This window comes from Pseudomonas sp. ES4 (assembly GCF_050586665.1).
Lineage (GTDB): Bacteria > Pseudomonadota > Gammaproteobacteria > Pseudomonadales > Pseudomonadaceae > Aquipseudomonas > Aquipseudomonas frederiksbergensis.
In genome coordinates, this window is sequence record NZ_JBOBDO010000009.1 from 131,645 (window position 1) to 154,223 (window position 22,579).

24 protein-coding genes are annotated in these 22,579 nt (G+C 60.3%); 12 read left to right on the forward strand and 12 right to left on the reverse strand.

Annotated features, from left to right (window positions below):
• Nucleotides 1-209: 209 nt before the first annotated feature.
• Nucleotides 210-854 carry a glutathione S-transferase N-terminal domain-containing protein gene (locus ACQ4OB_RS12980; protein ID WP_074874103.1) on the reverse strand — a complete coding sequence of 215 codons (645 nt, stop codon included), beginning with the start codon at nt 852-854 and terminating at the stop codon, nt 210-212.
• A gap of 146 nt (nt 855-1,000) precedes the next feature.
• On the opposite strand from ACQ4OB_RS12980, the gene ACQ4OB_RS12985 reads away from it, so the two are divergent.
• Nucleotides 1,001-1,558, forward strand: a complete 558-nt coding sequence (locus ACQ4OB_RS12985) for a cysteine hydrolase family protein (protein WP_430955812.1) — start codon at nt 1,001-1,003, stop codon at nt 1,556-1,558.
• Nucleotides 1,559-1,741: 183 nt separating this feature from the next.
• Here the strand turns inward: ACQ4OB_RS12985 and ACQ4OB_RS12990 are convergent, their stop codons facing one another.
• The 4 genes from ACQ4OB_RS12990 to ACQ4OB_RS13005 are packed head-to-tail and all read right to left on the reverse strand — an operon-like array spanning nt 1,742 to nt 3,472.
• A complete protein-coding gene (locus ACQ4OB_RS12990) occupies nt 1,742-1,951 on the reverse strand; it encodes an SEC-C metal-binding domain-containing protein (protein WP_007906737.1) in 210 nt (69 codons plus the stop codon).
• Complete coding sequence (locus tag ACQ4OB_RS12995; RefSeq protein ID WP_074874107.1) at nt 1,948-2,442, reverse strand: LEA type 2 family protein; 495 nt, start codon at nt 2,440-2,442, stop codon at nt 1,948-1,950. Before ACQ4OB_RS12995 ends, ACQ4OB_RS12990 begins: the two co-directional genes overlap by 4 nt.
• A 51-nt stretch (nt 2,443-2,493) precedes the next feature.
• On the reverse strand, nt 2,494-2,970 hold the full coding sequence (locus ACQ4OB_RS13000; protein WP_046056365.1) for a YchJ family protein: 477 nt from the start codon (nt 2,968-2,970) through the stop codon (nt 2,494-2,496).
• A 4-nt stretch (nt 2,971-2,974) separates the two neighbouring features.
• Complete coding sequence (locus tag ACQ4OB_RS13005; protein WP_074874110.1) at nt 2,975-3,472, reverse strand: DUF6231 family protein; 498 nt, start codon at nt 3,470-3,472, stop codon at nt 2,975-2,977.
• 191 nt (nt 3,473-3,663) lie between these two features.
• On the opposite strand from ACQ4OB_RS13005, the gene ACQ4OB_RS13010 reads away from it, so the two are divergent.
• The 4 genes from ACQ4OB_RS13010 to ACQ4OB_RS13025 all read left to right on the forward strand — a co-directional run bounded on the left by ACQ4OB_RS13010 (nt 3,664) and on the right by ACQ4OB_RS13025 (nt 6,343).
• Nucleotides 3,664-4,359 (forward strand): OmpA family protein, encoded by a 696-nt coding sequence (locus tag ACQ4OB_RS13010; RefSeq protein WP_074874112.1) that lies wholly within the window; start codon nt 3,664-3,666, stop codon nt 4,357-4,359.
• Nucleotides 4,360-4,449: 90 nt separating this feature from the next.
• The gene (locus ACQ4OB_RS13015; RefSeq protein ID WP_430955789.1) at nt 4,450-5,166 is read left to right on the forward strand and encodes an OmpA family protein; all 717 of its coding nucleotides are present in this window, start codon (nt 4,450-4,452) and stop codon (nt 5,164-5,166) included.
• A 147-nt stretch (nt 5,167-5,313) separates the two neighbouring features.
• Nucleotides 5,314-5,592, forward strand: a complete 279-nt coding sequence (locus ACQ4OB_RS13020) for a DUF1145 domain-containing protein (RefSeq protein WP_430955790.1) — start codon at nt 5,314-5,316, stop codon at nt 5,590-5,592.
• Nucleotides 5,585-6,343, forward strand: a complete 759-nt coding sequence (locus ACQ4OB_RS13025) for a collagen-like triple helix repeat-containing protein (protein WP_076029973.1) — start codon at nt 5,585-5,587, stop codon at nt 6,341-6,343. The genes ACQ4OB_RS13020 and ACQ4OB_RS13025 overlap by 8 nt, the downstream gene beginning before the upstream one ends.
• 115 nt (nt 6,344-6,458) lie before the next feature.
• Here ACQ4OB_RS13025 and ACQ4OB_RS13030 read toward each other — a convergent pair whose 3' ends face one another.
• Entirely contained in the window at nt 6,459-6,917 is a 459-nt protein-coding gene (locus tag ACQ4OB_RS13030; RefSeq protein ID WP_074874119.1) for a CopD family protein, read from the reverse strand.
• 99 nt (nt 6,918-7,016) lie between these two features.
• On the opposite strand from ACQ4OB_RS13030, the gene dinG reads away from it, so the two are divergent.
• The 5 genes from dinG (at nt 7,017) to pdxH (ending at nt 15,056) form a co-directional block, all read left to right on the forward strand.
• On the forward strand, nt 7,017-9,161 hold the full coding sequence (gene dinG / locus ACQ4OB_RS13035) for an ATP-dependent DNA helicase DinG (RefSeq protein ID WP_074874121.1): 2,145 nt from the start codon (nt 7,017-7,019) through the stop codon (nt 9,159-9,161).
• 95 nt (nt 9,162-9,256) lie between these two features.
• Entirely contained in the window at nt 9,257-11,779 is a 2,523-nt protein-coding gene (locus ACQ4OB_RS13040; protein ID WP_430955791.1) for a beta-galactosidase, read from the forward strand.
• A 227-nt stretch (nt 11,780-12,006) separates the two neighbouring features.
• A complete protein-coding gene (locus tag ACQ4OB_RS13045) occupies nt 12,007-13,152 on the forward strand; it encodes a serine hydrolase domain-containing protein (RefSeq protein WP_102616294.1) in 1,146 nt (381 codons plus the stop codon).
• 113 nt (nt 13,153-13,265) lie between these two features.
• On the forward strand, nt 13,266-14,384 hold the full coding sequence (locus ACQ4OB_RS13050; RefSeq protein WP_074874127.1) for an OmpA family protein: 1,119 nt from the start codon (nt 13,266-13,268) through the stop codon (nt 14,382-14,384).
• 24 nt (nt 14,385-14,408) lie between these two features.
• A complete protein-coding gene (gene pdxH, locus ACQ4OB_RS13055; protein ID WP_430955792.1) occupies nt 14,409-15,056 on the forward strand; it encodes a pyridoxamine 5'-phosphate oxidase in 648 nt (215 codons plus the stop codon).
• Nucleotides 15,057-15,061: 5 nt separating this feature from the next.
• On the opposite strand, the gene ACQ4OB_RS13060 is transcribed toward pdxH, so the two are convergent.
• Complete coding sequence (locus ACQ4OB_RS13060) at nt 15,062-15,298, reverse strand: hypothetical protein (protein WP_102616296.1); 237 nt, start codon at nt 15,296-15,298, stop codon at nt 15,062-15,064.
• A gap of 168 nt (nt 15,299-15,466) precedes the next feature.
• Between ACQ4OB_RS13060 and ACQ4OB_RS13065 the strand changes: the two genes are divergently transcribed.
• Nucleotides 15,467-15,931: a glycine zipper 2TM domain-containing protein gene (locus tag ACQ4OB_RS13065; protein WP_074874131.1), complete on the forward strand. Its 465-nt coding sequence runs from the start codon at nt 15,467-15,469 to the stop codon at nt 15,929-15,931.
• Nucleotides 15,932-16,020: 89 nt separating this feature from the next.
• Here ACQ4OB_RS13065 and ACQ4OB_RS13070 read toward each other — a convergent pair whose 3' ends face one another.
• The 3 genes from ACQ4OB_RS13070 to nhaA form a co-directional block, all read right to left on the reverse strand.
• Complete coding sequence (locus ACQ4OB_RS13070) at nt 16,021-16,266, reverse strand: pyocin S6 family toxin immunity protein (protein ID WP_074874133.1); 246 nt, start codon at nt 16,264-16,266, stop codon at nt 16,021-16,023.
• A gap of 17 nt (nt 16,267-16,283) precedes the next feature.
• Complete coding sequence (locus tag ACQ4OB_RS13075; protein ID WP_430955793.1) at nt 16,284-17,456, reverse strand: S-type pyocin domain-containing protein; 1,173 nt, start codon at nt 17,454-17,456, stop codon at nt 16,284-16,286.
• 121 nt (nt 17,457-17,577) lie between these two features.
• Nucleotides 17,578-18,765, reverse strand: a complete 1,188-nt coding sequence (gene nhaA / locus ACQ4OB_RS13080) for a Na+/H+ antiporter NhaA (protein WP_074874137.1) — start codon at nt 18,763-18,765, stop codon at nt 17,578-17,580.
• Between the two features lie 239 nt (nt 18,766-19,004).
• Here nhaA and ACQ4OB_RS13085 point away from each other — a divergent pair, with 239 nt between their 5' ends.
• The gene (locus tag ACQ4OB_RS13085) at nt 19,005-20,099 is read left to right on the forward strand and encodes a PLP-dependent cysteine synthase family protein (protein WP_074874138.1); all 1,095 of its coding nucleotides are present in this window, start codon (nt 19,005-19,007) and stop codon (nt 20,097-20,099) included.
• A gap of 115 nt (nt 20,100-20,214) precedes the next feature.
• Here the strand turns inward: ACQ4OB_RS13085 and ACQ4OB_RS13090 are convergent, their stop codons facing one another.
• A complete protein-coding gene (locus ACQ4OB_RS13090) occupies nt 20,215-21,828 on the reverse strand; it encodes an NAD(P)/FAD-dependent oxidoreductase (RefSeq protein WP_076029986.1) in 1,614 nt (537 codons plus the stop codon).
• Nucleotides 21,829-21,923: 95 nt separating this feature from the next.
• Entirely contained in the window at nt 21,924-22,577 is a 654-nt protein-coding gene (locus ACQ4OB_RS13095) for a COG3650 family protein (RefSeq protein ID WP_102616299.1), read from the reverse strand.
• Nucleotides 22,578-22,579 lie beyond the last annotated feature (2 nt).

The following is a 22,579-nucleotide window of genomic DNA, read 5'->3' on the forward strand; positions in this document are numbered from 1 at the left end:
GCTCCTGCGGGGGGTAGCGTCAGTAAAGGCGCTACGTTAGTGAGCAGGAGGTGGCCGCGCAAGCGGCGGCGGGGTTATTTCTTCGGTGATCGTTCCCACGCTCTGCGTGGGAATGCCTCAACGGACGCTCCGCGTTCGGCTCTTGATGGGACGCGGAGCGTCCCGGGCTGCATTCCCACGCAGAGCGTGGGAACGATCTTCAATGAAGGTCAGGATTTAGGCGGGTTGATTTTGGCCACCAGGGCATACGCCTTCACCGTCGCCGGACGGCTCTGGATGTGGTTGAACCAGCGCAGCACGTTGGGGAAGTCTTCCAGGTTCTGGCTCTGCCACTTGTGGGAAACGATCCACGGGTAGATCGCCATGTCGGCAATGCTGTATTCGCTGCCGGCGACGAAGTCTTTATCGGCCAGCTGCTTGTCGAGTACCCCGTAGAGGCGGGCGGTTTCATCGATGTAGCGCTTGATGGCGTAGGGGATTTTCTCCGGCGCGAATTGGCTGAAGTGATGATTCTGCCCGGCCATCGGCCCCAGGCCGCCCATTTGCCAGAACAACCATTGCAGCGCTTGCTGGCGACCGCGCAGGTCTTTGGGCAGGAACTTGCCGGTCTTCTCTGCCAGGTACAGCAGAATCGCCCCGGACTCGAACAATGCCAGCGGCTCACCGCCATCGGCCGGTTCGGGATCGACGATGGCTGGAATCTTGTTGTTCGGGGAAATTTTCAGGAATTGGGGTTTGAACTGGTCGTTCTGGCTGATGTTGATCGGGTGCACGTTGTAGGGCAGGCCGGCTTCTTCCAGGAATATCGAGATTTTGTGGCCGTTGGGGGTGGTCCAGTAATACAGGTCGATCATGGAGTACTCCAAATCAAAAGATGTCGTTACTTGCGCACAGCAAACGCCGGCATCAGGTCGTCCCGTTTGCGTTCGATAGCTTGCCTGTAGCAACAGGTGATGCTGAAGTGCGGGAAATTCAATGACCCCGCATGAGAAAAACCGGCATGGAGCTCAAAACCAACGCGGCGCTGATCATCATCGATCAACAAAAAGGCATCCTGCATCCCAAACTCGGTCGCCGAAACAATCTTCAGGCGGAGCAGCGAATCCTCGATTTGCTAGGGCATTGGCGTCGAACCGGGCGACCGGTGATTCATGTGCAGCACGTGTCCCGGTCGCCGGAATCAGTGTTCTGGCCGCAGCAATCGGGGGTGGAGTTTCAGGAACGATTCCAGCCACAGACCGGTGAGCAGCTTATTCAAAAGCAGGTGCCGGATGCGTTTTGTGCGACGGGGCTCGAGACGAGTTTGCGAACGGCGGGGATCGATCAGTTGGTCATTGTCGGCGTGGCGACCAACAACTCGGTGGAGTCCACGGCGCGAACGGCCGGGAATCTGGGGTTTGATACGTGGGTGGCGGAGGATGCGTGTTTTACCTTCGACAAGGCTGACTACTTTGGCAACGCCCATTCAGCCGAGGAAGTGCATGCGATGTCGTTGGGCAATTTGCACGGGGAATATGCGACGGTCGTGAGTACCGCACATATTTTGCAGCCTGGCTGAAATCCCTGTGGGAGCGAGCCTGCTCGCGAAAGCGGTGTAACTGACACAGGGATGGTGGATGTGCCGTAGTCATCGCGAGCAGGCTCGCTCCCACATGGGTTCTATGAACGACGTAGATCCTTGGGGGAGCGGGCTTGCTCGCGAAGGCGATTCAACAGGCGAAGAAAATCTTCGCCCGAAGCATCAAGCGCCGTGGCACTTCTTGAATTTCTTGCCGTTGCCGCAAGGGCAAGGGTCGTTGCGGCCGACGTCTTTCAGGGCGTTGCGCACCGGTTCCTGGTGAGCGTGGCCGCAGTTCGGGCCGTGGACATGGCCATGGTCGTGATCATGGTGGTCGTGATGGTCATGATCGTGGTTGCAGTCAGGGCCATGGACATGGGGTTGCTGGGTCATCGGTTTTGCTCCGGAATTAAATCGGCGGGGATTATCACGCCATTGCGCGCCAGGTGCACGTAGTGCGCGATGAATAAACCGGTTTCCAGTTCACCTTCCAGACGATAGGGAATGGGCTGGTCGGGTTTTTTCAGCAGTTTCACCAGATCCCGCACCTTGGGCCACAGGTTGGTGCGGATCGGTACTTTAAAGTAGGCACTGCGTTTGGGGCCGACCGTAAACCAGTGTTCGTGCTCGCCTTCGGTCAGCAGCATGTCGCCCAGGTGAATGCGGTACTCGATGCCCCGCACCGTCAGATCGCTGTCGTTGGGGTTGTCGACACGAAAGTGCAGCAAGAATTTTTGCTGCATCAATTTGGCCTGGATCACTTCGACCTTGGCCAGATGCACCTGCGGTTCGGGTTCATCGTTACCGAACCAGGACGCACAGCCGCCGAGCCCCAGAAACAGGAGAAGGGTGAGCATCTGTAGGACGCGCCGCTGGGTGGTCATGGTAATTCTTCTCCCTTGAACCCCAGTCTAGCTTTTGATCGTTACCTCAACTCAACTGCTGAAATAACCCGCACAACACTTCTTGAATTTCTGTCCGCTGGCGCAAGGGCACGCATCATTGCGTCCGGCCTTGAGTTGCACGGTGGGATCGATGAAATACCAGCGGCCGGCGTTCTGTACGAACGACGAGCGTTCGCGGTGGCTGTGTTCACCGCTGCCGTCGTGCCAGCGCGCGGTAAAGGTCACGAAGGCATGTTCCGGCTGACCGCCCAAGACCTCGGAGCTTTCCACTTCAAGACCCAGCCAGGTGCTTTGGGCGCTCCAGTCGCTGATGGACTGTCGATCCAGGCCTGCCTGTTGTGCGGGCAGGGTGGTCGCCACCAGATAATCGATCAGCCCCAGTACGTAGGCGCTGTAGCGCGAACGCATCAAGGCTTCGGCACACGGCGCCGGATGACCGGCATGGTAATGACCGCAGCAGGCATCGAGCGGGGTGCCGCTACCGCAGGGGCAAATGGATGTACTCATTGCGTTACCACCAATATTTCCCGAAGTTTTCCGGATTGGCCCAGAACCGTGAGTTAAGCCAGTCGGGGACTTGTTTATAGTCAAGCAGATCATAGGTAAACAGGGTCAGCACTTGCTCGTCGCGCTGGAAGCGTTCGCTGGCTTGCAGCGCCAGGGAGAAAAAATCGGTCTCCTGCCAGCCGCTGGCCGGCAAGTCCGCCAGCACCGCGATGCGGCTGGCGTTGAGGTTGCGGATCCCGCCAAGCAGGTTCAGGCCATCGCGTTTGGGCAAGTGTTCGAGACAATCGACCACCAGCGCCAGGTCAAACCGGCGCGCCGCCAGTTCAGCAGGCAACGGGCCAGGTGCCGCATGGGCCACACAACTGTCCGGGTGTGCCAGTTTGAAGGCCTCTAGTGCGGGGAATTCGCTGGCGCCAATCAGCAACAGGCGCGCGGGGGCGTAACGATCAAGCAAAGCGGCCAACGCCTGCTGGGGCGTGCGCGAAGAAATACCTGCAATCATCGAAAATCCTCAATCAGAGCTGCCAAGACTAGCCTGCTCAAAGAGCCGGGCCTAGAGCTGGTTTGGCGTAAAAGCGTCGATCTACCGTGAACACGGGGCAAAACGGGAATGGCCTATTGCTGGCGGAGATTAAAACTCGGGTCTTTACTACCTGAATCGGTTCTAAGCCGATCCCCTCAGGAGAAAACTAGATGAGCATAGTTCGCACAGCATTACCCTTGGTTCTGCTAACCAGTGTGTTGACTGGTTGCGCAGGTTTGCAGAAAACCGACTGGCCGACCTGTGCGGCGGTCGGTGGTGTCGTGGGTGCAGGTCTCGGCGCGACCGAGAGCTCGGCATGGGCGGGGTATGGCGCGCTGCTCGTCGGCGGCACGGCTGCGGCCTATTGCTGGGTTCACGGTGATGGCGACGAAGACGGCGACGGCGTACCGGACAGCCGCGACAAGTGCCCGGGAACACCTAAAGGCGTGCGGGTCGATGCCGACGGTTGCCCTCCACCGGTGCCTGCGCCAGTGGTCGAAGAAACCGCCGTGGTTAAAGAAGAAGTCATCGTCATTCGCGATGTTCACTTCGAGTTTGACAAGGCCAAACTGACCTCTGCCGACAAAGTGGTCCTCGATAAAATCGCCACTCGCTTGAAAGCGGAAGCGCCTGACGCTCGACTGACTGTAACCGGTCACACCGACAGCGTGGGCAGCGATGCCTATAACCAGAAACTGTCGGATCGTCGCGCGCACTCGGTCGTTGAATACCTGATTACCCAAGGTGTGCCACGCAGCAGCTTCGTCTCTGTCACCGGTGCCGGGGAAAGCCAGCCGGTTGCCGATAACAAAACCGCTGACGGCCGCTCGATGAACCGTCGCACGGAAATCCAAATCAACCGCTAAACCCCTTATGCTCCGCGGCTTGTGCAGTCGCGGATGCGGGTCTTTACTCCTGTGTGACCGGCATTGGCCGGTAACACAGGAGCTTTCACCATGAGTGTTCTTACACGGACCGTCTTGCCGGTTGTGCTGCTGGGCAGCCTGTTGACCGGTTGCGCTACTCACAGCGATGGCACCGCCCCCCTCAATCAACGAACCTGGCCAATCTGCAGCGTTATCGGCGGTCTGGCCGGTGGCGGTCTGGGCGCTCTGCAAAGTAGCGCTTGGGCGGCCGGTGGGGCGGCGCTTGGTATCTTGACCGGTGGCTTGATCTGTTACGCCCAGGACGGCGACGAAGACGACGATGGGGTTTTCGATCGACGCGACCGCTGTCCTGATACGCCGGCCAATACCCCCGTGGAACATCATGGTTGCCCATTGCCGCAGTACCCGGTCAGCGTGACACCCGAACCTGTGCAATCGGAGGTCATCACCCTGAGCGACGCGGACGACGTACTGTTTGCTTTCAACCAATCCGAACTGACGCCAGCCGCGCAGAGCAAGCTGGATTCGTTGATGCCCAAACTGCAAAGCGCTGAGGTGATGAGCATCAAGGTGATCGGACATACCGACAGCGTCGGCTCGGACACCTATAACCAGGCGCTGTCGGAACGTCGCGCCAGTAGCGTGGCGGCCTACCTGTTGAGCCAGGGCCTGGCGCCGAACAAGCTCACCAGCGAGGGCAAGGGCCAAAGTCAGCCGGTGGCCGATAACGAAACAGAAGAAGGGCGAGCGAAAAACCGGCGGGTGGAACTGCACGTCAATCGCTGAGCCCCGTGATAGAGCCGTCGGGTGACAAATAAGGTCGCTCCGGCGGCCATTCGGCAGCCTTCATGAAGAATTTTCCGTTGCCCTCTGGCTTATCCCGCGTGGAAGCCGGTACTGTGCGTCAAAGAATAATTCTCAACGGGGGAGCGTATGAACGTGTTTTGGGGGCTGGGGAAGTTGTTGACCCTGCTTTTCTGGCTGGTGGTGTTGACCAATCAGCTCATGCCGTTTGTCAATCCTCTGCATCTGCTGGTCAATCTGGCTGGCGGCCTGCTGGCCTGCCTTCATCTTCTTGAGGCAGTGTTCTGTTTCCGTAGCCTCAGAGGTCGTACTCATCCTTGGCGAGATCGCCTGAAGATCCTGTTTTTCGGCGTTTTCCACCTGCAAACCATCCCGGCTCCGACCGCGTCTAAGGCTTCCCATGCGTAAACTCTGTTTGCTCGCTGCACTCATCAGCCCGTTGGCCTGCGCCCAGGTGGTGAGCGTCGAAACCAACTCGCTGATGCGTTTGCCCAACACCGCCAGCACCTTGCAACTGGAACGCCTGGAAGTGGCCGACTACGGCACGTTGTTGATTCCTTCGAATGTGACCGAGGTATCCGTCGGTGAATTGCGTCTGGGGCGTGAAGCGCGGATCGCCATCGTCCCCGGCGAACAGCCGCTTGAGCTGAAGGTCAGTCGAGCGCAGTTGTCGGAAGGCAGCCAGATCACGGCTCGCGGCGCGCCGGGGACTTACCTCAAGGCCGCCCGCTCCGGGCGTAACCTGAACTTGCAGATCAAGTCACTGAGTGCGCCGCAACTGTTGGTGGACGCTCGCGGCGGCGCGGGCGCACCGGGTTTCGTCGGTCTCGATGGGGCCAACGGCCAGGCGCCGGGTTGTACCTGGGGCCAGGCCGGTCGTGGTGCCGATGGCAGTGACGGTAGTGACGGCCAGCCAGGCGCGCCGGGTGCACTGGTTCGCCTGGAAGTGCCGCGCGATTACCCGGCGGAACTGATCAAGGTCCAGGTGGCCGGCGGCGACGGTGGAGTGGCCGGGCCTGGCGGTAAGCCGGGTGCGGGTGGCAAGGCCAAGGGCTGCTTTGTTTACAAGGCCGATGGCGGAAAAAATGGTCGTCCTGGCGCTGATGGTCAGCCGGGGCCTGCCGGAGCGGAGGGAGCGGTGACCGTGCAGCGGTTGTAAAAGCGACCGAGTTTTGATTGTTCCCACGCTCTGCGTGGGAATACAGCCCGTGACGCTCCGCGTCACTGGACGCGGAGCGTCCCTTGAGGCATTCCCACGCAGAGCGTGGGAACGATCACGGCCGTGCCGCAGCAATCGCCACCAGCACCAACCCGACAATCAGATTAATCCCCACCAACTTGCGAATTTTCCCAAGCGTCGCAGCGCCGGTCGGCCAGTCCTGCGCCGCCACGGCCGTGCGCAACTCTGGCAATAACAAGGCCTGAATCCGGATAAACAGCGCCGTCATCACCACGTACAACCCCATCATCACCTGCACATACCGCGGCGCCGCTTCAAAACCGCTGTACTGCAAATGAATCATGCCCACACCGCTGATCGGCAAAAGCACCACCGCAACCCAGACCCAGCGGAAAAAGCCTTGAAACACTTCTACCCACAGCTTCAGTCGGGCAGGGCCTTCAAGTGCCTTCATCGCCGCGGGCCGCAAGACCATCCACGCGAAAAACATGCCGCCGACCCAGACCAGGGCTGACAGGACATGCAGGGTGTAAACGATGCCAAAAGGTGTCATTGAGGTACTCCGTTCTGCGCGGGATTAATTAGCGCGGTATGATAGCCGCCGAACCGAACCACTGAAAATTTATCCAGCGTTTTTTGCGCCCGACAATCCATGATCAGCACTGAACTCAAAACCACGATCCAGGGCGCCTACTCGCGTTTTCTCGAAGCCAAGAGCCTCAAGCCGCGCTACGGCCAACGCCTGATGATCGCCGAAATTGCCAAGGTCCTCGGTGACATCGACACCGATGACGAAGGCCGGCGCAGTGGCGACCCTGCGATTGTCGCGGTGGAAGCCGGCACCGGCACCGGCAAAACCGTGGCCTACAGCCTGGCCGCCATCCCCACGGCCAAGGCTGCGGGCAAACGCCTGGTGATCGCCACGGCCACCGTGGCCCTGCAAGAGCAGATCGTCTACAAGGATTTGCCCGACCTGATGCGCAACAGCGGGCTGAGTTTCAGCTTCGCCCTGGCCAAGGGACGCGGGCGCTACATGTGCCTGTCCAAGCTCGACATGTTGCTCCAGGAAGGTCACGCACAAACCGCCACGGCGCAGCTGTTTGAAGAAGAAGGCTTCAAGATCGAGGTCGACGAAGCCAGTCAGAAGCTGTTCACCAGCATGATCGAGAAACTCGCCGGCAATAAGTGGGACGGCGACCGCGACAGTTGGTCCACCGCCCTGGAAGACGCCGACTGGGCGCGCCTGACCACCGATCACAGCCAGTGCACCAATCGCCATTGCCCGAACTTCGGCCAGTGCGCCTTCTACAAGGCCCGCGAAGGCATGGGCAAGGTCGATGTGATCGTCACCAACCACGACATGGTCCTGGCCGACCTGGCACTGGGCGGCGGCGCCGTGTTGCCGGACCCGCGCGATACCATCTACGTGTTCGACGAAGGCCATCACCTGCCGGACAAGGCCATCGGCCATTTCGCCCATTACACGCGCCTGCGTTCCACCGCCGACTGGTTGGAAACCACCGCCAAGAACCTCACCAAATTGCTGGCCCAGCATCCGCTGCCGGGCGACCTGGGCAAGTTGATCGAACAAGTGCCGGAACTCGCGCGGGAGATCAAGACCCAGCAGCAATTCATGTTCAGCGCCTGCGAGCAGGTCGCCGATTTCAAACCGGGCGAAGACGTCGAAGGCCGTGAGCGGCCGCGTCATCGCTTCGTCGGCGGGGTGATTCCCGAGCACATGCGCGAAATGGGCGTCGAGCTTAAGAAGGGTTTCGCCCGTCTGACCGATCTGTTTACCCGTCTCACCGAACTGCTCAAGGAAGGCATGGATGGCGAGGTCAACATCGGCATCGCCAGCAACCAGGCAGAGGAGTGGTACCCGCTGTTCGGCAGCCTGTTGTCGCGTTCTTCGGGCAACTGGGAGTTGTGGGTCGCGTTCACCGCTGAAGACCCGGAAGACAACCCGCCGATGGCCCGCTGGCTGACCCTGGCCGAAAGCGGCTCGCTGTTCGACATCGAGGTCAACGCCAGCCCGATCCTCGCGGCGGAAATGCTCCGTCGCAACTTGTGGAACGTAGCTTACGGCGCTCTGGTGACCTCCGCGACATTGACCGCACTCGGCACCTTCGATCGCTTCCGCATGCGCGCCGGCCTGCCGAAAAAAGCCGTGACCGCAGTGGTTCCAAGCCCGTTTCATCACGCCGACGCTGGCGTGTTGCGGGTGCCGGACCTGAAGGCCGATCCGCGTGATGCGCCGGCCCACACTGCAGCGATCATCCGCGACTTGCCGGCCTTGGTGGAAGGTTCGCGCGGCACCCTGGTGCTGTTCTCCTCGCGCAAACAGATGCAGGACGTGTTCGACGGCCTCGACCGCGACTGGCGCAAGCAAGTGTTCATTCAAGGCAACCTGTCGAAACAGGAAACCCTGAACAAGCACAAGGCGCGGGTCGATGGCGGCGATTCCAGTGTGTTGTTCGGCCTGGCGAGTTTCGCCGAAGGGGTCGATTTGCCCGGTGCGTACTGCGAGCACGTGGTGATCGCGAAGATTCCATTTTCGGTGCCCGATGATCCGGTCGAAGCGGCCCTGGCCGAATGGATCGAGGCTCGGGGTGGCAATCCGTTCATGGAAATCTCCGTGCCGGATGCTTCGCTGAAGCTGGTCCAGGCCTGCGGTCGCTTGCTGCGCACCGAAGAAGACCGCGGCACCATCACCTTGCTCGATCGACGCCTGGTCACCCAGCGTTATGGCAAGGCAATCCTCAATGCGTTGCCTCCCTTCCGGCGTGAAATTTCCTGATACACCGGTGGGCAAATTTGCCCACCGCGTTGTCTATCTCTCTGCCATCGCTTTTCCACTGGCCCATTTGGGTCGTTAGGGAGAATTTCGTTCTCATGATTCGCCGTTCGCTGCGCCGTTCGTTACCTGCCGTTTTCGCTCTGATGTTCGCGGCCCCATTGCTGGCGGCTCCTGCCGGCCAACAGACGCTGTTCAACTTTGTGCGCCCCGCCGATGTGGTCCAGGTGGCGACTCAGGACGCCAGCCTGCCGCAATCCAACGCCGAGCAAACGGCCGAAGGCGAAGTGCTGCGTCGGGTGACGTTCAACCCTGCGGCACAACCGACCTTGCGTCTGACCCCACAGACGGGCGCCTGGGACTGGTCGCAGTCGGGCTTCATGAGTTTGCGGATTCAGAGCGCAATGAATTGGGCTGTGACCCTGTATGTGAAAATCCAGAGCAACGACGGCAAGACGCTGATCAGCCGCGTCGATTTGCCGGCCGGCCCTGCGCAAACCCTATTGGTGCCGCTAACGCCCTTTACGCCATTGAGCCTGGGCCTGAAAGCCGGCCCGCCGATGCCGATGATGTTCAATGGCCAACGTGTATTGCTGGCCAGCAGCGCCGGTGAGCTGGAGCGCAGCCAGGTGGTGTCGGTGACCTTGTCGATGGATCAGCCGAAAGTCGCCCAGAGCATCTTGCTGGAACGCTTTGGCGTGCAGGACGGCGATGCGGTTACCCAAGCGGCTTTTGGCGGCCTGGTAGACGCTTACGGCCAGTCGACCCGAGCCAAATGGCCAGAGAAAGTCAGCAGCGACGAGCAACTGAAAAGCGCCGCCGCCAAGGAACAGCAGCAACTGAAAACCTGGCTGGCCGAGCGCGAGAAGTCGTCCCTGGACAAGTTTGGCGGCTGGACCAAAGGCCCGGCATTTAAGGCCAGCGGTTTTTTCCGTACCGAAAAACGCGACGGTCGCTGGTACCTGGTGACCCCGGAAGGCCATCCGTTCTATTCGCTCGGCGTCAACACCGTCACCCCGGATGTCAACCAGACCTACGTCGCCGGCCGCGAGTGGATGTTTGAATCGCTGCCCAAACCCGACGAGCCGCTGGCCAGCCACTATGGCGAAGGCGATAACCGCGGTGGCAACGGCGTCGATAAGGGCCGTGGCTACAATGCCGGTCGCTGGTACGACTTCTATGGCGCCAACTTGCAGCGTTTGTATGGCTCGCCATGTGTGGTGACCAGCGACACCAAGGCCGGTGTCGCCGAAGCAGCCAAGGCTGACGCGGTTGCGGCTACGGTAGAGAAGGCTGCCGAGCAACCGGTCGTTCCTGCGACGGCCGAAGCTGGTGTTGCCGAAGCCGCCAAAACCGGCGCCGCTGACGCGACTGCGGCGAAAGCCGCTGAGCAAACACCTGCCGAACCCTGCAAAGCGGTGGTTGATGAACAGCGCTGGGCCAGCCACACCCTGGATCGCCTGCAAGCCTGGGGCTTCAACACTATCGGCAACTGGAGCGCCCCGGTGCTGGCCAACGCTGATCGCCTGCCGTACACCTTGCCGCTGTCGATCGTCGGCGATTACGCCAGCATCAGCACCGGCACTGACTGGTGGGGCGGCATGCCCGACCCGTTTGACCCGCGTTTCGCCATGGCTACCGAACGTGCCGTGGCCATCGCCGCGCGGGACCATCGCGACGATCCTTGGCTGATCGGCTACTTCGCCGATAACGAACTGGCCTGGGCCGGTCCCGGCGATGACCCGAAAGCCCGTTACGCCTTGGTCTACGGCACCTTGAAGATGACCACCGACGTGCCGGCCAAACGCGCGTTCCTCAAGCAATTGCGGGATAAGTACCGCAATCAGGCGGGTCTTTCAAAAGCGTGGGGCATTGATTTGCCGGCATGGGAATTGATGGAAGACCCGGGCTTCGTGCCGCCGCTGCCAAGCGCCGAATTTCCGGAAATCGAGGCAGACTTCAAATACTTCCAGAAGGTCTTCGCCGACACGTACTTCAAGACCCTCTCCGATTCGCTCAAGTGGCACGCGCCGAACCAGCTGTTGCTGGGCGGCCGCTTCGCCAACAGCACCCCGGAAGCGGTTGAGTCCTGTGCGAAGTATTGCGACGTATTGAGCTTCAACATGTACACCCTGCAACCGCAGGACAGTTACGACTTCGCCATACTGCGCAGCCTGGACAAACCGGTGCTGATCACCGAGTTCAACTTCGGCTCCGCGGATCGCGGCCCGTTCTGGGGCGGCGTGACGCAATTGGCCAAGGAAGAAGACCGTGGGCCCGCTTACGCCAACTTCCTCAAACAGGCGATGAGCGAGCCGTCGATCGTCGGCGTGCACTGGTTCCAATACCTTGATCAACCGGTTACCGGTCGTCTGCTGGATGGCGAGAACGGGCACTTCGGGCTGGTGGGCATTACCGATCTGCCGTTCCAGGGCTTCGTCGATAGCGTGCGCAAGAGCAATTGGCAGACCGTCGATCAGCTCGGTAAAGAAGCCGAGAAGGCCAAGGCTGAGGCGGATAAAGCCGATCAAGAAGCTGAGGGCGGCAGAAAAGGCGATGCTGGCAAAGGTGCAGGGCAGGGCGCTGGCCATGTGGGTGGGCATTCCGGCAATGGCCACTGAGTCCTGTTAAACCGCGTTATCGTTCTTCGCGAGCAGGCTCACGCCCACAATGGTCCAGCGTGAACCCTGTGGGAGTGAGCCTGCTCGCGATGGCGCCCGCCAAGGCACCATAAATTTCTGATCCAATCCATGGGCAACCGACCGCCCGGCCCGCAACTGTTCCCAAAACCCTCCAGGGCTGGAACAATGCGGGCACTTTGTAGAGCTTTATATCCGGGGAGTTGCGGGTGCAGATTCAGGGTTTTTACGAGCTGAAGTTCGAAGCGGTGCGTGAGGCTTTCGCGGCGCTGTTCGACGATTCTCAGGAACGCGGTGCAGCGTTGTGCATCAAGATCGGCGGTGAAACCGTGGTCGACCTTTGGGCCGGTAGCGCTGACAAGGATGGCACCGAAGCCTGGCACAGCGACACCATCGCCAATCTGTTCTCCTGCACCAAGACCTTTACCGCGGTCACCGCCCTGCAACTGGTGGCCGAAGGCAAGCTGCAACTGGATGCACCGGTTGCCCGTTACTGGCCCGAGTTCGCCGCCGCCGGCAAAGAGTCCGTGACCCTGCGCCAATTGCTCTGCCATCAGGCCGGTCTGCCGGCGTTGCGTGAGCTGTTGGCCCCGGAAGCCCTTTACGACTGGCAGACCATGGTTGACGCCCTGGCCGCTGAAGAACCGTGGTGGACGCCAGGGAGCGGTCACGGTTACGCCGCGATCACCTACGGCTGGCTGGTCGGTGAGTTGCTGCGTCGTGCCGACGGTCGTGGGCCGGGTGAGGCCATCGTGGCGCGGGTTGCAAAGCCTTTGGGCCTGGATTTCCACGTCGGCCTGGCGGACCAGGAGTTCCACCGCGTGGCGCACATTGCTCGAGGCAAAGGCAATGTCGGCGATGCCGCCGCCCAGCGCTTGCTCCAAGTGACCATGCGCGAGCCGACGGCCATGACCACGAGGGCGTTCACTAACCCGCCGTCGATCATGACCAGCACCAACAAACCCGAGTGGCGACGCATGCAGCAACCGGCCGCCAATGGCCACGGCAATGCCCGCAGCCTGGCCGGGTTCTATGCCGGTCTGCTCGATGGCAGTTTGCTGGAAAGCGAAATGCTCGAGGAACTGACGCGCGAGCACAGCCGCGGCGAGGACAAGACGTTACTGACCCGGACCCGTTTCGGCCTGGGTTGCATGCTCGATCAACCGGACGTCCCCAACGCCACCTACGGCCTCGGCCCTCGTGCGTTCGGTCATCCGGGGGCGGGCGGTTCCACCGGTTTTGCCGACCCGGAACACGATGTGGCCTTCGGCTTTGTGACAAATACCCTGGGACCGTACGTCTTGATGGATCCGCGCGCGCAAACGCTCGTGCGGGCCCTGGCCACTTGTCTGTAAAACGCGCTCAGGGGTTCCAGGGCCGGAACCCCAAGGCCTTTATGGTTTCCAAGCGTCTGTTTATCCGGGTCAACCCGGCCTGATTTTTCATTACTTCATTTTGTGGATATCCAATGTCATCCAATAAAACTCTCGCTTTGGCCCTGTGCTTCGCAATTACCGGTTGCGCACAAACTCCACAAAATGACTCGGATGGCAGCAGCTGGTGGCCGTTCGGTTCTTCCGACAAAGTCGCGGCTAAAGGCCCGGCTCCGACCCCAGCCCCGGCACCTTTGAAGCCTGCAGCGACCGCTCCGGTTGCCAAGGCTGAAAGCTCCAGCCCTTGGTACTGGCCGTTCGGTTCCGATGAGGTTCTCGACAAGAAGCCAGAGGTGAAAGCTGAAGCCAAACCTGAAGTTAAACCAGTCGAGGTGGCCAAGACTAAGGCTGAGGCCGAAGCCGGTGGCAACTGGTGGTGGCCGTTCGGTGGTAAAGAGCAAAGCACTACTGCCAAAGTCGTGCCGATGCCTGATCCTAAAGTCACCCAGGCCTGGCTCGACGACTATGAACCGCGCCTGCGCGAAGCGATCAAGGGCAGCCACCTGCAACTTGAGCGCCGTGAAAACGTGCTGGTAGTCTCCGCGCCGGTAGACGGCTCGTTCAACCCTGACCGTCCGGCCATGCTGCTGCCGGTGACCCTCGGCCCGTTCACTCGCGTCGCGAAAATCCTCGAAGTCGATCCAAAGACTGCCGTGCTGGTACTCGGCCACAGTGATACGTCGGGCGCCGCACCGGCCAACGTGAAACTGAGTCAGGAGCGTGCCCAGTCCGTGGCAGCGATTTTCCGCCTCAGCGGTCTGCAGCGTGATCGCCTGATGCTGCGCGGCATGGGTGGCGAAGCCCCGCGTGCTGCTAACGACAGCAATGAAGGTCGTGCCTTGAACCGTCGCGTCGAACTGCTGGTGACCCCGCAAAACACCATGGTCGCGTTGCTGAGCAAGTACAACATGCCGGCCCCGGCGCCAGTGAAGCTGGTCGCTGCCCAGGACGTCAAGCCAGTGGTCAAACCGGTCACCCCTGCGCCAGCCGCGAAGAAAGCCGCTGTGCCTGCTGCAAAAAAAGCCCCGGCCAAGAAAGCCGCCGCCAAGAAGGCACCGGCTAAAACTGCAACGCCGGCGAAGAAGACTGCCCCGGCCAAAGCCGCTGCCGACACGAAAAAAGTCGCCGACGCCACCGATACTGTTAAAAAGTGATTCGTTAACCAAAAGGAATGCGCCATGACCCAGGGCCTGGCTGATATGCGTCGCGATTACACCCGTGATGGCCTGACCGAGGCGCAAGCTCCGGCCGAGCCATTCGCGCTGTTCCATCAGTGGTTTGCCGACGCGGTGAAAACCGAACAGGCGCCGGTGGAAGCCAACGCCATGACCCTGGCCACCGTCGATCAGGACGGTCGGCCGCATTGCCGCATTCTGCTGCTCAAGGGGCTGGACGAGCAGGGTTTCACCTTCTTCACCAACTACGACAGCGCCAAGGGCCAGCACCTGGCCGCGAACCCATTCGCGGCCATGACCTTTTTCTGGCCGGCCCTGGAGCGTCAGGTGCGCATCGAAGGGCGGGTGGTGAAGGTTACGCCTGAAGAGTCCGACGCCTACTTTCAGGTTCGGCCGCTGGGCAGTCGTCTCGGCGCCTGGGCTTCGCCCCAGAGCCAGGTGATCGCCGACCGTGCCGAGCTGGAAGCGCTGCTCAAGAACACCGAGCAACGTTTCAGCGACACGCAACCTCATTGCCCTGAGCACTGGGGTGGTTACCGTTTGTTACCGGAGCGCATCGAGTTCTGGCAAGGCCGTCCGAGCCGCCTGCACGATCGCCTCAACTACCGCTTTCAGGGCGCCGACTGGACTCTTGAACGTCTGGCACCTTAAGCCGCCTACCGATCGGGATACTCTGCCGCAGCGGCTTCAAGCCACTGCGGCAGGTCTCGGCGCTTGATCTTCTGCGCTTGAGCGTTCGCCAGTTGCTGGAGCATGAACGCCTTTTTCTGCTCGTCCTTACCCGCCAGTGCCAACGCCAGATCGCGGTCCATCCAGCGTTTGATCCGCACGTATAGCCACCAGTGGAAATACAAACCGGCAACGGTAGTGACGACAATGATGAAGTAATCCATGACAATCCTTGGGGCAGCGGCGCAGCTACCGGAATTTGCCGCTACTGTGTGGTGAGTTCGTGGAAGTGCCTGTACCGGGCCTGAATCAAACCAAAATTATCCGGGCGAGGCCGTGACAGGCGTCAAGCTGCGGAGTTTAATGAATACCTGTCCTTTGGAGTTGATGCTATGCGTAAGTCTGTTCTGCTGGTTGCTTCCTTTTCCACGATGGCGATGTTGCTCACTGGCTGCCAATCGAGCCTGACCGGTGACTCCTACTCCCGTGACGAAGCGCGTCGCGTGCAGACCGTTCGCATGGGCACCATCGAATCCCTGCGGCCGGTCAAAATCGAAGGCACCAAAACCCCGATCGGCGGCGCGGCTGGTGCCGTCGTGGGCGGTGTCGGCGGCAGCGCTATCGGTGGCGGTCGTGGCAGCATCGTTGCTGCGGTTATCGGTGCCGTCGCTGGCGGCCTGATCGGCTCGGCCACAGAAGAAGGCCTGACTCGCGCCCAAGGCGTGGAAATCACCGTTCGCGAAGACGACGGCAGCATGCGTGCCTACGTGCAACAGGTTCAGGAAAATGAAGTGTTCCGTGTTGGCGAGCGGGTGCGGATTGCTACTGTAGATGGGACTAGCCGCGTTTCCCACTAAGCGGGAATACGGGTAAAAGAAAACCCCGATCAGGTGACTGGTCGGGGTTTTTTGTGTCTGTGGCTTTCAGTTTTGTCTGATCCGAAACGTTAGTCTTGGCAGAGCCCCATGTAGTACACCAAGTTGGCTCTGAAGGGGTTGCCAACAAGTTCCATAATCGCACTGGCTTGATTGGGAGATAACACATGCTCGCCCATGGGCACATCCTTCAAAGTTTTCCAGCCCATGACATTAAGCACTGCCGCCTCTAAGGCTTGCGGGACATCCATTTCATACTGCAATGAATTGTCAGGATTTGGCTCGGGGAAAAAACCAGAGAGAGCTATAAATATCATTCTTGAATTCTCGATCGCTATTTTGTTGTAGTACGTCTTTCAGGCCTTACTTTTCCGGTCTGTTCACCTGTTTTTGCATCAAACTCTCCTAAGTGATCTCCCGCCCAGTTGTACACTTCGACGGCGCCATGTTGGTAATCCCATTCATAAATGCGCTTCTTACTTTCCCAGCGTTTTCGATTCCCTTTAGTCTGAACAGGGAAGGCATCGGGGAACGCTGGCAGAAATTTTGGCGGAGGATGATAGCTGTGGTCACCACTGATAGGTCTTGCCACCACCACGTATAACGGCTGCACACCAGAGTTCGCCGGAAACACAAGAATGAAATCCTTGTACTCAGGCGGATAAACCGGGTTCACGATGATGCTATCCGCCGCTTTCGTCGGCGGATAAACCCAAATATGCGGCGCTTGCGGCGCAGCCTCCAGCGCTGGAATACCGAGGATGTCTGAACCATCCACAGCCGGTGTCCAGATCAGCTCGATACCATCTCCCAGATCCGCCACCTGCTGACTCCCGCGCAAGTTGAACTGCACGACATCGACCATTTCCCAATCACGGTTCTTGCCGGTGTAGAAACCGTATCCCTTGAGACTGCCGTCAGCCTGTTGCTCGACCCTTAGCCGAACACGAGTTCGAGCCTGTTTCAGGGCGCGTAACTGATCTTCGGTATAGAGCGCGCTGTCGCCGAGGCTCGGTGTCCAGAAGAACGCGACCAGGCCGGCCAATAGGGCGGTTCCAGCAGTACCGAGTGCTGCGGTGGGAACAGCGATAGCCGGGGCGCGAAGAGCCATTCGGCCGATACCGAGCGAGACGGTGCTACCGCTGATGGTCTGAAGATTCAGCAGCCCGGCATCGTCTGCCTCGCGAGCCCCGAGCCAGGCGACTTCTCCGTAGTCCTTGAGGCTGTCGGTGGGCACCATTCCCGAAGGATTCGAGTAGTCGATGATGGCGTCCGGCAGATTGCAGGACTTGGCGAAGACACACCCCGCACGAACGGTTTCCTGCTTTTTCGCCACGACCTCACGACTCCGTTCGAAGGCGTCTTGTCTCGCGAGCATGGCGTCGTAAGCGTTTTGTCGGGCCTCCCGCGCGGCCAGTTCGGTAGCCGTCATAAAGCGGTAAGTGATGTGATGACCGTCGCCTGACGGAGGGTTCTTGACCCGGGGAATGTCCTTGTTACCAGCCACTGATCGTCCTTGCGTTCGTACGTCGACAACCCCCAAAAAAGGGGCTGTGCGACGTTAACGAACGAGGCTGATCGTGGCTGTAGGACGAGTCTCGAATGACTCTAGGAGTTGTCTCTGTTTATCAGTATTGCAGCGCGGCGCTCTTGCGACTTGCCGCTGCCGTCACCGCATAACCAATCAATGCCGCCAGTATCGAACCGGTCAAAATTCCCATCCGGTCCATCCCTGCGTATTCACTGGCACCCGGCACAAACGCCAGGGAGCCGACAAACAGGCTCATGGTGAAGCCGATGCCGCAGAGGATTGCCACACCCAATACCTGGCCCCAGTTAGCGCCTTGGGGCAGGGCGGCGATGCCGATTTTCACCGCCAGCCAGGTCAGGCCGAAGACGCCGAGGGTCTTGCCCAGCAGCAAACCGACCGCGATGCCCATCGGCACGTGGTGGGTGAAGCTTTCGACGGTCACGCCACTCAGGGACAGGCCGGCGTTGGCGAAGGCGAACAGCGGCAGGATGCCGTAGGCCACCCATGGATGGAGGGCGTGTTCGAGGGTCAGCAGCGGAGAAGGTTCGGCGTTTTTCGTGCGCAGGGGGATGCAGAAAGCCAGGGTCACACCGGCCAGTGTCGCGTGGACACCGCTCTTGAGCACGCAAACCCAAAGGATCAGGCCGATGATCATGTACGGCCCGAGCTTGACCACTCCGAGCCGGTTCATTGCGATCAGTGCCACGATGCACGTCGCGGCCAGAGACAGCGAAAGGGTCGAGAGCGTGCCCGAGTAGAAGATCGCAATGACGATGATTGCGCCGAGGTCGTCAATGATCGCCAACGTCATCAGGAAAAGCTTGAGCGACACCGGTACCCGCTTACCCAGCAGGGCCAGTACACCGAGGGCGAAGGCAATATCGGTGGCCATCGGGATGGCCCAGCCACCAAGGGCTGTAGGGTCATCTCGGTTCAGAAACCAGTAGAGCAGCGCCGGCACCACCATGCCGCCAATCGCCGCTGCGCCGGGCAGGACGATTTGCGACGGTTTCGACAGTTGACCGTCAAGGACTTCGCGCTTCACTTCCAGGCCGATCAGCAGGAAGAACAGGGCCATCAGGCCGTCGTTGATCCACAACAGCGCCGGTTTGGCGATTTGCAACGCGCCTATTTGCGCCACGACCGGAGTGTCGAGAAAACTGCTGTAAAGCCACGACAGCGGGGAATTGTTGATGATCAAGGCCAGGGCCGCAGCGGCGATCAATAACAGTCCGCTGGCAGCTTCCAACTGGAAGAAACGCGTGAAAGTGCTACGCAGAGGCAAGGTCGCTCTCCATCGATGAATTCAAAAGGTGGCACACCCTAACCCGTACCGTTAGTTGTTAAAACAAAAGTTATATTCTTTTTTGTTATATGCCGTTACAACGTGAACGATCAGCAGGGACCTGAGCCTAGCAGTTGCCGGGCGTATTGAACGTCAGCTGTACCTGTGCGCGCTGTAGGTTTTTTCCTAAGCTTGTTAGCTGAGCCTTGCAACAAGGCCGACTCAACGAGAAAACCACCATGAGCGACAATCGACAGTGGGCCCGCGAAGCCATCCGGATCATCGAGGCCGACTTCCAGCGTAGCGCCGACACTCACCTGATCCCCTTGCCGCTGCCGGGTTTTCCGGGCATCGAGTTGTATTTCAAGGATGAGTCCAGCCATCCCACCGGCAGCCTGAAGCACCGGTTGGCGCGCTCGCTGTTTCTGTATGCGCTGTGTAATGGCTGGCTCAAACCCGGAGCACCGGTGATTGAAGCGTCCAGCGGTTCGACGGCGATTTCCGAGGCGTACTTCGCCAGTTTGCTGGGCTTGCCATTTATTGCGGTGATGCCGGCGAGCACCTCCAAAGAGAAGATTGCGCAGATCGCTTTCTACGGTGGCAAGAGTCATTTGGTCGACGATCCGACGCAAATCTATGCCGAATCCGAACGCCTGGCCCGCGAACATGATGGGCATTTCATCGACCAGTTCACCTATGCCGAGCGCGCTACTGACTGGCGGGCGAACAACAACATCGCCGAGTCGATCTTCCAGCAAATGCGCTTCGAACTGCACCCCGAGCCGAGCTGGCTGATCTCCAGCCCCGGCACCGGCGGCACCACCGCGACGCTGGGCCGGTACGTGCGTTACCGCCAGCATTGCACTCGCGTGCTCTGCGCCGATGCCGAACGTTCGGTGTTCTTCGATTACTACCAGACCGGCGACGCCAGTCTGCGCCTGGATTGTGGTTCGCGGATTGAAGGCATTGGCCGGCCTCGGGTAGAAGCGTCGTTCCTGCCCAAGGTAATTGATGCGATGGTCAAGGTGCCGGACGCGTTGTCCCTGGCGGCCATGCATTACCTGGCGCAGCGTTTGGGACGTCGAGTCGGCGGGTCGAGCGGGACCAATTTGATCGGCGCGTTGATGGCAGCCCAGCAGATGGCGGCGGCGGGGGAGTCGGGGTCGATCGTGGCGATTCTGTGTGATGGCGGCGAGCGCTATGCCACCACTTATTACGATCAGGCCTGGCTCAAGGCCCAGGGGTATGAGTTGAGCGGTTTGATGGATGCGGTGGCGGGGAGTGTTGAGCGCGGCGAGCCGCTGCCGGCCAGCGTGCTGCGCGCCAATATCTGACAGGCTGAAACCAATGTGGGAGCAAGCCTGCTCGCGATAGCGGTAGATCAGTCAACATCTCTATTGAATGTTATGCCGCCATCGCGAGCAGGCTCGCTCCCACAGAGGATTTGTGTCAGGCCTCGAGGCCGAGGATGTCGCGGGCCACGGCTTCTGCAATCCGAATCCCGTCGACACCGGCCGACAGAATCCCGCCCGCATAACCCGCGCCTTCACCCGCCGGGAACAAGCCTTTCACGTTCAGGCTCTGCATCGACTCGTCACGGGTAATCCGCAGCGGCGACGACGTACGGGTCTCGATCCCGGTCAACACCGCGTCGTGCAGCGAGTAACCGCGAATCTGCTTCTCGAACGCCGGCAAGGCTTCGCGAATGGCTTCGATGGCGAACGCCGGCAAGGCCAACGCCAGATCACCCAAGGCAACGCCTGGTTTGTAGGACGGTTCAACGCTGCCCAGTTCGGTGGACGGCTTGCCGGCAATGAAGTCGCCGACCAGTTGCGCCGGCGCTTCGTAGTTGCTGCCGCCCAGCACATAGGCGTGGGATTCAAGGCGCTCCTGCAACTCGATACCCGCCAGCGGGCCGCCCGGGTAATCGACTTCCGGGGTGATCCCGACGACGATCCCGGAGTTGGCGTTGCGCTCGTTACGCGAGTATTGGCTCATGCCGTTGGTGACCACGCGGCCCGGCTCGGACGTCGCCGCCACCACGGTGCCGCCCGGGCACATGCAGAAGCTGTAGACCGAACGGCCGTTGCTGGCGTGGTGCACCAGTTTGTAGTCCGCAGCGCCGAGTTTCGGGTGCCCGGCGTATTTACCCAAGCGGGCGCGGTCGATCAGCGATTGCGGATGCTCGATGCGGAAACCTACCGAAAACGGCTTGGCTTCCATGAACACGCCACGGCCATGCAGCATGCGGAAGGTATCGCGGGCACTGTGGCCGAGGGCCAGGATCACGTGTTTCGAGTGGATCTGCTCGCCGCCATTGAGCTCGACGCCGACCAGTTGGCCGTCCTCGATCAAGACGTCGGTAACGCGCTGCTGGAAGCGCACTTCGCCGCCCAACGCGCGAATTTGCTCACGCATGTTTTCCACAACACCGGTCAGACGGAACGTACCAATGTGCGGTTTGCTGACGTAGAGGATTTCTTCCGGCGCGCCTGCTTTTACGAACTCGTGCAGGACCTTGCGACCGATGAATTTCGGGTCCTTGATCTGGCTGTAAAGCTTGCCGTCAGAGAACGTCCCCGCACCACCTTCGCCGAATTGCACGTTGGATTCCGGGTTAAGCACGCTTTTACGCCACAGACCCCAAGTGTCCTTGGTGCGCTGACGCACTTCGGTGCCGCGCTCGAGGATGATCGGCTTGAAGCCCATTTGCGCCAGCAGCAGCCCGGCGAAAATCCCGCACGGACCGAAGCCCACGACGACGGGACGTTGCTCAAGATCAGCCGGCGCCTGGCCGACCACTTTGTAGCTGACATCCGGCGCCACGTTGACGTTACGGTCATCGGCGAACGTGTGCAGCACCGTTGCCTCATCGCGAACGTTGAGGTCGATGGTGTAGATGAAGCACAGTTCGGAGGACTTTTTGCGCGCATCGTAGCTGCGCTTGAACAAGGTGAAATCGAGCAGGTCATCACTGGTGATGCCCAGGCGCTGCACGATGGCAGGGCGCAGGTCTTCTTCGGGATGGTCGATCGGCAGCTTGAGTTCGGTGATTCGTAACATGACAGGATCCGGTTCGCGGGGCGCACAACTGCGCCAAGGCGTTTGAAGCCCGCGATTATAAGCCTCAAAGAATGATTCCCGTGAGGCTAAAACGATCAGTCGTTACGCGATCCGCCGAAATACCCGCAGCCACGCTGAACCTGGCCGTCGACGCGCAGTTCGGCGCTCATGTGCTGGACGCTGCCGGTGGTGCTGTCGACGCAACGTTGCGGCGCGACCCACAATTCGATGTGCTGGTTATTGGCTTCGGTACTGAGGTTGAAGCGGCCATCGCCCAATTGTTCTTCAACGTAGGGCACGGCCAATGGCGGCTGACCGGCGCGCTCGATGACCATGCCTTTGCCGCTGACTTTTACGTTCCACTCAGGCCCATGGCCGGCGGCGCGCAGGATAAGCAATTTGAAATTCGGATCGTTGCACGCGGTGCCCGAGCGCTCGACGCGGTACAGCTGCGCAAGATCGAGGCGACTATCGACGACCTGTCCGCGTACGTCAGCAAACAGCTTGCCCTGGTCATCGGCCAGTGTCGCGGCCTCTTGCAGGACGCTGGTGCCGCCGGTGTCGTTGACCACATAACTGCGCTGTTCGTTGCACGGCTGGAACAGCAGCTTGCCGTCGGCCGCCAGCAACTGGCCCTGCATGCGGGTCTGGCCCACGTGGGAGGCACTCTCACGCGGGCCGTCGAGCAACTGGCAAGCGGCGAACAACGGAAGCAGGGCAACAAGGACTAAGGAACGGGCAACGCGCATCT

Excerpts from the sequence above, each read along its gene's own strand:
- ACQ4OB_RS12980 (WP_074874103.1), bottom strand. The coding sequence starts at position 854 with ATGATCGACCTGTATTACTGGACCACCCCCAACGGCCACAAAATCTCG.
- ACQ4OB_RS12985 (WP_430955812.1), top strand. The coding sequence starts at position 1,001 with ATGGAGCTCAAAACCAACGCGGCGCTGATCATCATCGATCAACAAAAA.
- ACQ4OB_RS12990 (WP_007906737.1), bottom strand. The coding sequence starts at position 1,951 with ATGACCCAGCAACCCCATGTCCATGGCCCTGACTGCAACCACGATCAT.
- ACQ4OB_RS12995 (WP_074874107.1), bottom strand. The coding sequence starts at position 2,442 with ATGACCACCCAGCGGCGCGTCCTACAGATGCTCACCCTTCTCCTGTTT.
- ACQ4OB_RS13000 (WP_046056365.1), bottom strand. The coding sequence starts at position 2,970 with ATGAGTACATCCATTTGCCCCTGCGGTAGCGGCACCCCGCTCGATGCC.
- ACQ4OB_RS13005 (WP_074874110.1), bottom strand. The coding sequence starts at position 3,472 with ATGATTGCAGGTATTTCTTCGCGCACGCCCCAGCAGGCGTTGGCCGCT.
- ACQ4OB_RS13010 (WP_074874112.1), top strand. The coding sequence starts at position 3,664 with ATGAGCATAGTTCGCACAGCATTACCCTTGGTTCTGCTAACCAGTGTG.
- ACQ4OB_RS13015 (WP_430955789.1), top strand. The coding sequence starts at position 4,450 with ATGAGTGTTCTTACACGGACCGTCTTGCCGGTTGTGCTGCTGGGCAGC.
- ACQ4OB_RS13020 (WP_430955790.1), top strand. The coding sequence starts at position 5,314 with ATGAACGTGTTTTGGGGGCTGGGGAAGTTGTTGACCCTGCTTTTCTGG.
- ACQ4OB_RS13025 (WP_076029973.1), top strand. The coding sequence starts at position 5,585 with ATGCGTAAACTCTGTTTGCTCGCTGCACTCATCAGCCCGTTGGCCTGC.
- ACQ4OB_RS13030 (WP_074874119.1), bottom strand. The coding sequence starts at position 6,917 with ATGACACCTTTTGGCATCGTTTACACCCTGCATGTCCTGTCAGCCCTG.
- dinG (WP_074874121.1), top strand. The coding sequence starts at position 7,017 with ATGATCAGCACTGAACTCAAAACCACGATCCAGGGCGCCTACTCGCGT.
- ACQ4OB_RS13040 (WP_430955791.1), top strand. The coding sequence starts at position 9,257 with ATGATTCGCCGTTCGCTGCGCCGTTCGTTACCTGCCGTTTTCGCTCTG.
- ACQ4OB_RS13050 (WP_074874127.1), top strand. The coding sequence starts at position 13,266 with ATGTCATCCAATAAAACTCTCGCTTTGGCCCTGTGCTTCGCAATTACC.
- pdxH (WP_430955792.1), top strand. The coding sequence starts at position 14,409 with ATGACCCAGGGCCTGGCTGATATGCGTCGCGATTACACCCGTGATGGC.
- ACQ4OB_RS13060 (WP_102616296.1), bottom strand. The coding sequence starts at position 15,298 with ATGGATTACTTCATCATTGTCGTCACTACCGTTGCCGGTTTGTATTTC.
- ACQ4OB_RS13065 (WP_074874131.1), top strand. The coding sequence starts at position 15,467 with ATGCGTAAGTCTGTTCTGCTGGTTGCTTCCTTTTCCACGATGGCGATG.
- ACQ4OB_RS13070 (WP_074874133.1), bottom strand. The coding sequence starts at position 16,266 with ATGATATTTATAGCTCTCTCTGGTTTTTTCCCCGAGCCAAATCCTGAC.
- ACQ4OB_RS13085 (WP_074874138.1), top strand. The coding sequence starts at position 19,005 with ATGAGCGACAATCGACAGTGGGCCCGCGAAGCCATCCGGATCATCGAG.
- ACQ4OB_RS13090 (WP_076029986.1), bottom strand. The coding sequence starts at position 21,828 with ATGTTACGAATCACCGAACTCAAGCTGCCGATCGACCATCCCGAAGAA.
- ACQ4OB_RS13095 (WP_102616299.1), bottom strand. The coding sequence starts at position 22,577 with ATGCGCGTTGCCCGTTCCTTAGTCCTTGTTGCCCTGCTTCCGTTGTTC.